5 protein-coding genes are annotated in these 11,488 nt (G+C 67.7%); 2 read left to right on the top strand and 3 right to left on the bottom strand.

From position 1 onward, the window contains the following. The 3 genes from HMP09_RS00405 to HMP09_RS00415 are packed head-to-tail and all read right to left on the bottom strand — an operon-like array spanning nt 1 to nt 7,438. Nucleotides 1–2,535, bottom strand: a complete 2,535-nt coding sequence (locus tag HMP09_RS00405; protein ID WP_176498708.1) for a glycoside hydrolase family 3 C-terminal domain-containing protein — start codon at nt 2,533–2,535, stop codon at nt 1–3. Next, a complete protein-coding gene (locus tag HMP09_RS00410) occupies nt 2,532–5,117 on the bottom strand; it encodes a beta-mannosidase (RefSeq protein WP_176498709.1) in 2,586 nt (861 codons plus the stop codon). The genes HMP09_RS00405 and HMP09_RS00410 overlap by 4 nt, the downstream gene beginning before the upstream one ends. Continuing rightward, nucleotides 5,117–7,438, bottom strand: coding sequence for a beta-N-acetylhexosaminidase (locus HMP09_RS00415; RefSeq protein ID WP_176498710.1), 2,322 nt, complete (start codon nt 7,436–7,438; stop codon nt 5,117–5,119). The genes HMP09_RS00410 and HMP09_RS00415 overlap by 1 nt, the downstream gene beginning before the upstream one ends. A gap of 251 nt (nt 7,439–7,689) precedes the next feature. Here HMP09_RS00415 and HMP09_RS00420 point away from each other — a divergent pair, with 251 nt between their 5' ends. Together HMP09_RS00420 and galA are read left to right on the top strand one after the other, a co-directional pair. Then, on the top strand, nt 7,690–8,427 hold the full coding sequence (locus HMP09_RS00420; RefSeq protein WP_176498711.1) for a GntR family transcriptional regulator: 738 nt from the start codon (nt 7,690–7,692) through the stop codon (nt 8,425–8,427). 22 nt (nt 8,428–8,449) lie between these two features. Then, nucleotides 8,450–11,362, top strand: a complete 2,913-nt coding sequence (galA, locus tag HMP09_RS00425; RefSeq protein ID WP_176498712.1) for a beta-galactosidase GalA — start codon at nt 8,450–8,452, stop codon at nt 11,360–11,362. Nucleotides 11,363–11,488: the final 126 nt, after the last annotated feature.

Raw genomic sequence — 11,488 nt, forward strand, 5'->3', positions numbered from 1 at the left:
TCACTTGGGCAACTCCACCGTCGTGCCGGTGATCGTCAGGTCGCTCCACTGGCCTGCGCCGTCGCCGGGCTGTCCGCCACCGATGTAGAGACGGTAAGCGCCGGGAACGATCGTCCGCGTGCCGTCGCGCGAGACGCTGCTCATCGATCGCGGATCGATCGTGATCGGGACGGTGCGCGACTGGCCGGGCTTCAGCGCGACGCGGCCGAAGCCGACGAGCTGGCGCTGGAGGACGGGGGTGGTCGATCCTCCGGCCTTGGCGGCGGGCGCGATTAGATAGGCCTGGACGACGTCTTCGCCCGCGCGGTTGCCCGAGTTGGAGAGCTTGGCGGTGACGGTCAGCGGTTGACCGGCGGTGACGCTGTGGGCCTGCTTCGTCGCGGCGTAGGCGAATTTGGTGTAGCTCAAGCCGTGGCCGAAGCCCCAGAGCGGCGTGCCGGTGAAGTAGCGGTAGGTGCGCTCCTTCATAGTGTAGTCGGTGAAGGCAGGGAGGTCGCCGGTGGTCTTGTAGAAGGTGACGGGCAGGCGGCCCGACGGGTTGTTGAGCCCTGCCAGCGTCTCGGCGATCGCGGTCCCGCCGGACTGGCCGGGATACCAGGCGGCGAGGATCGCGTCTGCCGATGCCGGGTCGACCGCGACCGCACTGCCACTGGTGAGGACCAGGACGATGGGCTTGCCGGTGGCCTTAAGGGCTTCGAGCAGGCGGACCTGGGCGAGCGGCAGGCCGATGTCGGTGCGGTCGCCGCCGACGAAGCCGGGGACGCTGACCGAGAGTGCCTCGCCTTCGAGATCGGGCGACAGGCCCATCACCGCGACGATCACATCGGCGTCGCGGGCGGTGGCGACGGCCTGGTCGAGCAGCGGCTGTGCGGGTGGACTCCAGAGCAGGCGGACACCCTCGTCGTCGCTGCGGTGATCGAGTTCGAGGCGGAACGGGACGGGCTTGCCGTCGCTGGTCAGCGTGACCTCGACGCGGCCCTTCTTGACTTCGCCGGCCGACAGCTGGCGGTCGCCGATCCAGAGCCGGACCGCGTCGTGCGTCGAGCAATCCTTCCAGCAGGCGGGGACGTCGACGACCAGCGGGTAGGTCCCGGCGGCGGGTGGCGTGAAGGTGCCGGTCCAGCGGACGCCGAACGTTCTGGCGAGGCCGGGGGCAGGGCTTGCCCGGTTGTGGTCGATGTCGATGTGACGGTCGGTGCGAGTCAGGGTTGGTGCGCCGACGCCGGCCTGTGCGGCGAAATATTCGGTCTTCAGGCCGCTGGCGAAGACCGTCTCGGGGACGGGCACGGCTGCTCCGTCGGCGAGCGACGAGCCCTGCGCATAGCGGACGTTGGCGCCGCCGAACTGCTTGCGGATGCCCTCCAGCGGCGTGACGGGCGCGACCGCGGTGCCGTGGTAATTGCCTTGCAGCACGCCGAGATCGTCGGCGTCCGCGCCGATCACCGCGATCCGGCTGCCGGGCTTCAACGGCAGGCGGTTCGCGTCGTTCTTGAGCAGGACGATCGATTTGCGCGCGGCGTCGAGTGCGAGTGCCCGGTGGGCGGGGGTGTCGAGCTGGTCGGTGCCGATGCTGCGCCACGGATTGGCCGCGCCGAACACGGTGCCGAGCGCGCGGCGGGCCTCGAGCGCACGGATCAGCGCGGTGTCGACCTCGGCTTCGGTGACGAGACCCTGGCGGACCGAAGCGGGCAGCGCGGCATAGGCGCTGCCGCAATTCAGGTCGGTGCCGCCGCGGATCGCGGCGGCGGCGGCGGCTGCGGCGTCGAGGCGGTAGTGGTGGTAGAGGCTGATGTTCGACACCGCGTCGCAGTCCGACACGGTGAAGCCCTTGAACCCCCAGTCGCGCCGCAGCCGGTCGACCATCAACGCCGACGATGCGCAGGCGGGAACGCCATGGATCGAGTTGTACGCGCACATCAGCGACTGCGCCTTGCCCTCGGTAACCGCGAGACGGAACGCGGGAAAGTAGGTGGCTTCGAGATCATAGGGGCTGGGATCGACGTCGAAGCTGTCGCGTCCGGCTTCGGGGCCGCTGTGCACCGCGAAGTGCTTGGGGGTGGCAATGACCTTGGGGTGGAGCGGGTCGGGGCCCTGCAACCCGCCGATGAACGCGACGCCGAGGCGGCCGGTCAGATAGGGGTCTTCACCATAGGTTTCCTGGCCGCGGCCCCAGCGTGGATCGCGGAAGATGTTGATGTTGGGCGACCAGATCGTCAGCCCCTCGTAGATCTTGCGGTTCGCACCGACGTCCTGCGCGTTGAAGCGCGCGCGCGCCTCGGTCGCGACGACGTCGCCGATCTTCGCGACCAGCGCGGTGTCCCAGGTCGCGGCCATGCCGATCGCCTGCGGGAAGACGGTCGCGTGGCCGTTGCGCGCGAGGCCGTGGAGCCCTTCGTTCCACCAGTCATAGGCGGGCAGGCCGGCCTTAGGATCGGCAGGGACAGTGCTCTGCAACTGCGCCGCCTTTTGTTCGAGCGACATTTGCGCGACGGCAGTCGCCACCGGATCAGCGGATGCGAGCAGGAGCCAGATCATCGGGCGAGAGTCCTCAGGGTAAGCGCCTTGCGCAACATGGCGGCGGAAGAGTCGGAGACGACGTGAATGGTGACACTCTCGCCCGGCAACAGGTCGAAGCCGTCGTCGGACGGCTGCGCGGCGACTGCGCCGAAATCGAGCATCACGGCGCGGGCGAGGTTGGTCGCGGTGATCTTCACGTCGTGGCCGGTCCAGCGAACGGTCAGGCCGGGGTCGGGATACGCCATGTCCTTGGGCAGGGCGCGTTCGATGATCGCCCGGCTCGTGCCGCCGTTGTCGACCTGCAAGTCGGCGACCACGAAGCTGCCGGCCGGCGGGGCGGCGCCGAACAGCGCCGCGTCGGACAGCGTCGCGACCAGTCTCGCCGAGAGCGGCTCCAGCATGAGCGCGGCGGTGGTGTCCTTCAACACCTTGCCGTCCATCGTCATCGTCCGCAGCCGCCAGCGCGAATCGACCAGCGTCGGCGCGTCGGAGATCAACGAGATGCGCGTCGTGCCATCCTTGCGCTCGGCGACGATCGCCTGGGGCGCGAAGAAGCGGCGGGCGGCGTAGTTGAGCAATTTCCACCGGCCGGCATGATCGATGCTCGCCCAGCTGATCGAAGGCCAGACGTCGTTCAACTGCCAGTAGAGCGAGCCCATCGTCACCGGCCGGCAGGCGCGGTGATGCGATGCGGCGATGCGGATCGCCTCGGCCTGGTTGACCTGCGTGAGGTAGACGAGATCGGCGAAATCGCGCGCGGGACGCAACCGATCGCGCAGGTACATCATCAGACGCTCGTTGCCTTCGCCGGCGAGGAACTTCTGGTGCGCCTTCATCACCGGGCTGTCCGCCGTCAGCGCGCCCTTGCCGGCGAATTCGCGGATCGTCGACAGGTCCGGCATCGACTGGAAGCCGTATTCGGACATGAAGCGCGGGCAGCTGTCGAGATAGCGCTCGACCGGCTTGGAGCCCGACCAGACGTCCCAGAAATGGCGGTCGCCATCCTTGTCGGTGTCGGTCGGTCCCTCATAGTCGCTCGACGGCGAGCCCGGCCAATAGGGCGTGCCCGGCGATTTCTTCAGCACCGCATCGCGCAGCACACGGTCGAACAACACCGTCATGCCGGTGCCGATCCGCTCCTGCTCGTCGGGGCCGACCGCCTTCTTGAACGCCTTCCGATCGGACCAGTTTTCCCAGCCGGCCTGGACCTCGTTGTTGCCGGCCCACAGCACGACGGAGGGGTGCGATCCGATCCGTGCAACCTGTTCCTCGGCCTCGATCCGGACGTTTTCGCGGAAGGCGGCATCGGGCGGCGTCACGCTGCCGCCGAACATGAAGTCCTGCCACACCATCAGGCCCATCCGGTCGGCGATGTCGTAGAACGCGTCGTCCAGATAGGTGCCGCCGCCCCAGACACGAACCATGTTCATGTTGGCGTCGCGCGCGCCCTTCAGGATCGTCTCCATATAGGCGGGCGTGACGCGCGACGGGAAGCTGTCGAACGGGATCACGTTCGCACCCTTGGCGAAGATCGGCGTACCGTTGACCTTGAACCCGAAGCTGCCGTCCTTGCGGATCAGCTCGACCGTGCGCAGGCCGATCCGCTTCGTCACGCTGTCCTCGGGGGTCGGCTCCGCGCCGACCAGCGTTGCGGTAACGGTGTAGAGCGGTTGCGCGCCGTAGCCGACCGGTTGCCAGCGCTTGGGATCGGCGATCGCCAGCGGGATCGTGACGGCATTGTTGCCCTTGACGAGCGTCACCGTCCGGTCGGCCGACACCATCTTGCCGTCCGGCCCGGTGACCGCGGCGCGAAACGTCGCGACGCCGGGCGTCTCGACGGCGACGTCGAGCTTGGCCGACAGCCGCGCCTCGGTTGGCGTCAGCGCCTCCTGCTCGACGCGGAGCGTGTCGATCCGCGCGTCGTCCCAGATCTCGAGCCGGACCGGTTGCCAGATCCCGATGTTGACGATGCGGGGACCCCAGTCCCAGCCATAATGATATTTGGGTTTGCGGATATAGGGCGAGGTCTGCTTGCCCTTCGGCTCGTCGCCGAACGCAGAGTCATATTCGCCCGGCAGCGTGTTCTTTTGTGCGAGCACCATCGGCTGAAGCGTGCGGATCGGCGAGGCGATCGTCACCAGCACTTCGTTCCGCCCCACCTTCAGCACGGGCTGCGCATCCACGCGCCAGCGCCGGTGCGCGTTGTCGGTGGTGAGCAATACCGTCCCGTTGACGCTGACCGTCGCGAACGTGTCGAGCCCGTCGAATACCAGGTCGAGGTGATTGCGCTGGAGCATCGCCGGGGTGACGTCGACCACGCGGCGGAACTGCCACCGGGTCAGCCCGGCCCACTGGATCGCCGCCTCGTTGGTGCCCTTGAACGGATCGGGCACGCGGTGCGCGGCGATCAGATCCTGCTGGACCGATCCGGGGACGGTCGCCGCCAGCCACTTGGCCTCTCGCTTGTGCGCGGCGGTCGCGGCGGTGTCGGTCGGATCGATCCGCACCTGCCAGGCGCCGTCGAGCTTCACCACGGTCTTGGGCGAGGCGAGCGCAGGCGCGGCGAGCGCGATCAGGGGAAGGACGAACCAGCGACGCATCAGCGTGTCTCCGACAAGGTCATGCGCTCGACCGCGTAGAACGGGTCGGACGTGGGGGAGGTGAATTGCAGGCAGATGTCGCGGTCTCCGGTGATCGCGGGAAGCGCGCCCTTCACGCTGAAGCGAGTCGGTGCGGTCTTCGGATCGGGCAGCGGGAAGGTGCCCGCGACGACCGGTTTCGCGCCTTTCACGGTGCAACCGACCAGCACCATCAGTTCGCCATGCGGGGTCACGTTGTAATGCTGGCGGACCTTGGTGAAGTCGTGCGCGAGGCCGTAGTTGCGCGGCAGGCGGGCGATATCGATCGTGAACCCCTTGGCGACATCCATCGGCGCGGCCGGGTAGGCGGTGCAGGTGTCGAAGATGTTGACGTTGAACACCAGGGCATTGGCTTGCGCTTCGGACGTCAGCGGCACGCGCAGGCCAAGTGACCCCTCGGGGCAGGCGATCATGTCGGACGCCGTGCGGGTCAGCAGCGCCTGTCGCCCGGTCTCGAACAGTCGCGGCTCGGCGACCGGCTGGCCACTCGCGTCGAACGCGGCGGCGCGGATCGACACCCCGGGCTTGACCGAGAGCGGCGCGGTGTAGGCGGACGAGCGCGCGGTCGGCACCTTGCCGTCGAGCGTGTAGCGGATCGTGCCGTATGGCGCTTGCGTGGCCAGGGCGACCTTCGCGCGGTTGGTGCGGAGCGCATCGCCGCGCGTGCCGTCGAGCGTGTACCCCACCGCGAACGCGCTGTCCGCGACTTCGAGCCCGGACCGCCGCCAGCGCTGGATCTGCGGCTGGACCCGGTCGAGGAAGCCCGTAAAGTCGCGCTTGTCCTTGCCGGACCAAGTGATCTCCGCGAGCGCGGCGGCGCGGGGGAAGATCAGGTGCTGCATCTGATAGGGCGTGACGATGTATTCGCTCCACAGATTGGCCTGCGCCCCGAGCACGTGCTGCGCCTTGTCCGGGCCGATCCCCGCCGGCATCGGCTCGTAATTATAGACCGTCGCGAGCGACTGGATCGACAGCCGGCCTGGTGGTTCGTCGCGGCGGTCGCTTTGCAGACTGTCGAAATAGAGCGTCGGTGCGGGCGACAGCACGACGTCGTGGTTCTGGTTCGCGGCATCGACTGCGCCTTTCTCGCCGCGCCACGACATCACCGACGCCGACGGTGGCAGGCCGCCTTCGAGGATCTCGTCCCAGCCGATCAGGCGGCGCTTCTTGCTGGCGAGGTAGGTGCCGAACTGGTCGATCATCCAGCTTTGCAGGCCGTTTTCGTCCTTGATGCCGAGCTTCGCCATCTGCGCCTGGACCTCGGGGCTGCGCTCCCACTGGTCCTTGACTGCCTCGTCGCCGCCGAGATGAATGTAGGTGCCGGGGAACACCGCCATGAGTTCGTCGAGCACCGTCTTGACGAAGGCGATGCCCTTGGGGCCCGGGTTGAAGAGGTAGGGGTTCACGCCCCATTCGTTGCTGACCTGCGGCGTGTCGCCGATCACGCCAAGTTCGGGATAGGCGGCGACCAGTGCCTGCGCATGGCCGGGCAGGTCAATCTCGGGCACGATCACGATTCCGCGTTCAGAGGCATACGCCACCAGTTTGCGCAGTTCGTCCTGCGTATAGAAGCCGCCGACGCGCGTGCCGGGTGCTTCGCCGGTCGACGGGCTGGTGCGGACGCTGCCGATTTTGGTGAGCTTGGGATACGCCTTCACCTCGAAGCGCCAGCCCTGGTCGTCGGTGAGGTGAAGATGCAGCGTGTTGAGCTTCACCGACGCCATCTGGTCGACGATCGCATAGATCGACGGCAGCGACTGGAAATGTCGCGCGGTGTCGACCATTAGTCCGCGCCAGCCGAAGCGCGGCGCGTCGTCGATCGTGACCGCCGGTATGCGGACGGGCTGGCCGACCGCGCGATCGGGGCTGATGAGCTGTGCGAGCGTCATGGCGCCGTACAGGAGCCCGGCGTCGCCCGACGCGGTGATCGTCACGCCGGACGTACCCACGGTCAGCCGGTAGGCTTCGGCGCCCTTGATCGAAGCGTCGCGAACGAGGCGGATCGTGCCGTTCGGCGACGTCTGGAGTGCAAGCCCCCGCTCGGTCTTCACGTGCGCGATGAGCAGGCGCGCGGCAGCGGCGGCACCAGTGTCGGATGCATCCGCCGCGATCGTGGCCCCGTTGGCGATCATGTAGCTTCCGGCGGTACGAGTGATCGCGGAGGGTTGCGGTACCAGCGGCAGGCGATCCTGCGCCTGGGCCGGTAGCGCGCAGAGCATGGCGGGAAGCAGCGCCGTCGCCGCCAGCAAGCGCCCGGCATTTCGGTTCGCGGTTGCACGCATGTCGACTGCTCCCTGTATCGGCTCCTGACGGCCGCTGGTCGAGGAATGTAACCAATATAAGTCCAGACACAACCCCGTCATTTGACTGCGCGGTTGTCCTGCCATGGCTGGGGAACGGACGCGGGGCAGTCACGAGACATACCAATATGGCCCATGGATTTAGTCTGGTTGCCCAGCACGCGGTCCTTGGCTACGCTACCACAAAGGACGCGGCAAGGCTCGCTTTGAGCCGCCGGTCGGAGGGGGAATACATGGCGTTTTCCGATGAAATCGGACGCTTTCGCAAGGGGAATCCATCGCCGCTATATCTGCAGTTGCAGGAACTGATCCGCAACGCGATCGGCGAGAAGCTGCTAGTACAAGGCAATGCGATCCCGGCCGAGCGCGATCTCGCGATCGAGTATGACGTATCGCGGATCACCGTGCGCAAGGCGATCGGCGGACTGGTCGAGGAAGGGCTTCTCACGCGACGACGGGGCGCGGGGACGTTCGTCGCCGGGCGCGTCGAGAAGAGCTTTTCGAAGCTGTCGTCGTTCAGCGAGGACATGGCGGCGCGGGGGCGTACGTCGAGCAGCAGCTGGATCTCGCGCTCTGCGGGACAGGTGAACCCCGAGGAAGCGATGGCGCTGGGGTTGTCGCCGGGGGCGGCGGTGTTCCGCTTCAACCGCATCCGCTATGCCGACGAAGAGGCGATGGCGCTCGAATTCTCGACGATCGCGGGATATTGCCTGCCGTCGGTCGAAGTGGTCGATGACTCGCTCTACACCGCGCTCGAGAACGCCGGAAGCCGGCCGGTACGCGCGCTCCAGCGCCTGCGTGCGGTACCGTTCGGGGGCGAGCATGCGCGGATGCTGGGTGTCGATGCGGGCCATGCCGGTCTGTTGATCGAGCGACGCGGGTTCCTGCGCGATGGTCGGGCCGCGGAGTTCACGCGCTCCTATTACCGCGGCGATGCGTACGACTTCGTCGCCGAACTCGCCGATATCTGACCTTTAATACCGAGAGCATTCGATGAACCGACGTGAGCTTCTCATCAGCACGGCGGGTGCGGGTGCTTCTTTGGTCGTGGGGCCGATCGAGACCGGGTTTGCGGCCAGCGTTACAGCGCAGGGGGCGGCGGGCGCGCTGCCGATGCCGCAGCCGTCGCGGACCTTGCCGGCGACTGCGCTGGTGCAGGATCCGTCGCGGACGCTGATCGAGCGCGGGTGGCTGTTCCACGAGGGCGATGTGATCGCGCCCGCGCCTGACGGCCACAACGCGACCTATCTGAGCGTGAAGGCGGGCAATGCGCTGGGCGCGGCGGCGATGGCGTATGACGATTCGGACTGGCAGTCGGTTCGCTTGCCGCATGACTGGGCCTCGGCGCAGCCATTCGTGAAGACCGCCAACATTTCGCAAGGGTATCGCGCGCGCGGGATCGGCTGGTACCGGCGGACGCTGCGGCTCGATCCGACAGACCGGGGCAAGACGATCGCGCTGCAGTTCGACGGGATCGCGACCAATGCGACGATCTGGGTCAACGGCAGCGTCGTCGCGCACAACTGGTCGGCCTATAACAGCGTCCAGATCGACCTGACGCCGTTCGCGCGGTTCGGCGACGACCTCAACGTGATTTCCGTGCGCGTGGATGCGCAGGCGATGGAGGGGTGGTGGTATGAAGGCGCGGGGATCTATCGCCACGTATGGCTGATCCGCCGGGCCCCCGTGGGAATCGTGACAGACGGCGTGCACTGCGATCCCAGGCGCGCTGCGGACGGCGCGTGGAGCGTGCCGGTGACAGTGACGCTCGGCAGCAACGATCGCGCCGCGGTCGGCGTGACAGTGGACGTCGCTCTGTTCGATCCGGACGGCAAGCGCGTGGCAGGGGCTCAGGCGACCGCGACCGTCCTGCCGCTGGAGCGTGCGACGGCGACCGTGACGCTGGCGGTTCCAGCACCGCGCGCGTGGTCGATCGAGACGCCGACGCTCTATACCGTCGTGACGCACGTCCTGCGCGACGGCGCGATCGTCGATGAGCGGCGCATTCCGGTCGGCTTCCGTACGATCCGGTTCGATGCGGACCGTGGCTTCCTGCTCAACGACCGATCGGTGAAGCTGAAGGGGGTGTGCCTGCACCAGGATCATGCAGGCGTCGGCACGGCGATTCCCGATGCGCTGCTGCGCTGGCGGCTGGAGCGGTTGAAGGCGATGGGCTGCAACGCGATCCGCTGTTCGCACAATGCGCCTGCCGCCGAACTGCTCGACCTGTGCGACCAGATGGGGTTCGTCGTGATGGACGAGAACCGCCAGTTCAATCCCGCGCCCGATTATATGGCGCAGCTCGAATGGATGGTCCGCCGCGATCGCAACCACCCGAGCGTGATTTTGTGGTCGGTATTCAACGAGGAGCCGATGCAAGGCACCGAGGCGGGCGTCGAGATGCTGCGGCGGATGGCGCACGCGGCGCACGCACTCGACAACAGCCGGCCCGTGACGGGGGCGATGAACGGCGCGTTCTTCGATCCGGTCAACGTGTCGAGCATTTTCGACGTGGTCGGGTTCAACTATTACCAGGGCGATTACGATCGCTTCCACCAGCTCAATCCGACCAAGCCCATGACGAGCTCGGAAGACACCAGCGCCTATGAAACGCGCGGCGCGTTCGCGAGCGATCCGGCCGCACATGTCCAGTCGTCCTACGACGTCGAGGCCGCGAGCTGGGGCGATACGCACCGCGCGACGTGGAAGAAGATCGCTGACCGGCCCTTCGTCGCGGGCGGGTTCGTGTGGACCGGGTTCGATTATCACGGCGAACCGACGCCGCATGAATGGCCGACGATTTCGAGCTTTTTCGGCATCCTCGACCTGTGCGGCTTCCCCAAGACCGCGTTCGACATTCACCGCGCGCACTGGGTGGATGACGTGCCGGTCGTCAGTCTGGCGCCGCACTGGACGTGGCCGGGACGCGAGGGCCAGCCGATCGTCGTGCTGGTGATGAGCAACGCCGAGCGGGTCGGGCTGCGACTCAACGGACGGAAGATCGGCGAGCAGGCGGTCGACCGGATCATGGGCAACGCGTTCAACGTACCCTACGCGCCGGGGCGGATCGAGGTTGTTGCGATGCGTGGCGGCAAGGTTGTCGCGACCGCGGCGCACGAGACTGTGGGCAAGCCGGTTGCGCTGCGACTGACACCGGCGCGGACCGTGATGGCGGGCGACGACGAGGATACGCAGCCGGTGACGATCGATGCGATCGATGCCGCTGGCCGCCATGTGCCGACCGCGAACCTGCCGACGCAGTTCTCAGTCGACGGCGCGGCGGTCATCGGTGTCGGCAACGGCGATCCGAACAGCCACGAGCCGGAGAAGGGTCATGCGCGGTCGTTGTTCAACGGACTGGCGCAGGTCATCGTGCAGGCGGGGACGGGTCGTGGGCGGATCGTGATGACCGCGACCGCGCCGGGGCTGAGGCCGGCGCGTCTGGTGATCGACCGGGCAGCGATCGCGCCGCGCACGCAGGTGCCGGCAACCTTTGGAGGTCAGGCGATCCGCGAGTGGCGACGCTCGCCGGCGTTCGCAGCACGGCCGGATCCTGCGCTGGCGCCGATCGACGGCGACAATAACAGCTGGGCGTTCGTGCGGAGCGGAACACCGGTGCAGGCGGCGTCGGAGGGTCGCTGGCGGCTCTACCGCGCGAGCGTGACGCCGTGGCGGCGGATCGGTGCGGACGGCGGCACGATCCGCTTCGCGGCGATCGCGGGCAAGGCCGAGCTGTGGGTCGACGGCCGGCGTCTCGCGTCGAAGACCGGCGTCGAGGCGGGGCCGCTCGACGCGGCGTTGCCGGCGGGCGGCGGCGTGCGCCAGATCGTGCTGATGGTGGAAGCGGCCGCGGAGGGGGTTTCGGGCGTCCTCGGCACTGTGTCGCTGGAACCGCTTGCGCGCTGAGGCCGCTAAATAACCAATCCTCCCCCGCCAGGGGGAGGTGGCGCCGAAGGCGACGGAGGGGGAGGACACGGAACCGGCGTTTCCCTTTCCTCCCCCTCCGTCTGGCAAGTGCCAGCCACCTCCCCC

Origin of the sequence: Sphingomonas sp. HMP9, from assembly GCF_013374115.1 — a bacterium.
In the GTDB taxonomy this organism is placed as follows: domain Bacteria; phylum Pseudomonadota; class Alphaproteobacteria; order Sphingomonadales; family Sphingomonadaceae; genus Sphingomonas.

Excerpts from the sequence above, each read along its gene's own strand:
- HMP09_RS00405 (WP_176498708.1), bottom strand. The coding sequence starts at position 2,535 with ATGATCTGGCTCCTGCTCGCATCCGCTGATCCGGTGGCGACTGCCGTC.
- HMP09_RS00410 (WP_176498709.1), bottom strand. The coding sequence starts at position 5,117 with ATGCGTCGCTGGTTCGTCCTTCCCCTGATCGCGCTCGCCGCGCCTGCG.
- HMP09_RS00415 (WP_176498710.1), bottom strand. The coding sequence starts at position 7,438 with ATGCGTGCAACCGCGAACCGAAATGCCGGGCGCTTGCTGGCGGCGACG.
- HMP09_RS00420 (WP_176498711.1), top strand. The coding sequence starts at position 7,690 with ATGGCGTTTTCCGATGAAATCGGACGCTTTCGCAAGGGGAATCCATCG.
- galA (WP_176498712.1), top strand. The coding sequence starts at position 8,450 with ATGAACCGACGTGAGCTTCTCATCAGCACGGCGGGTGCGGGTGCTTCT.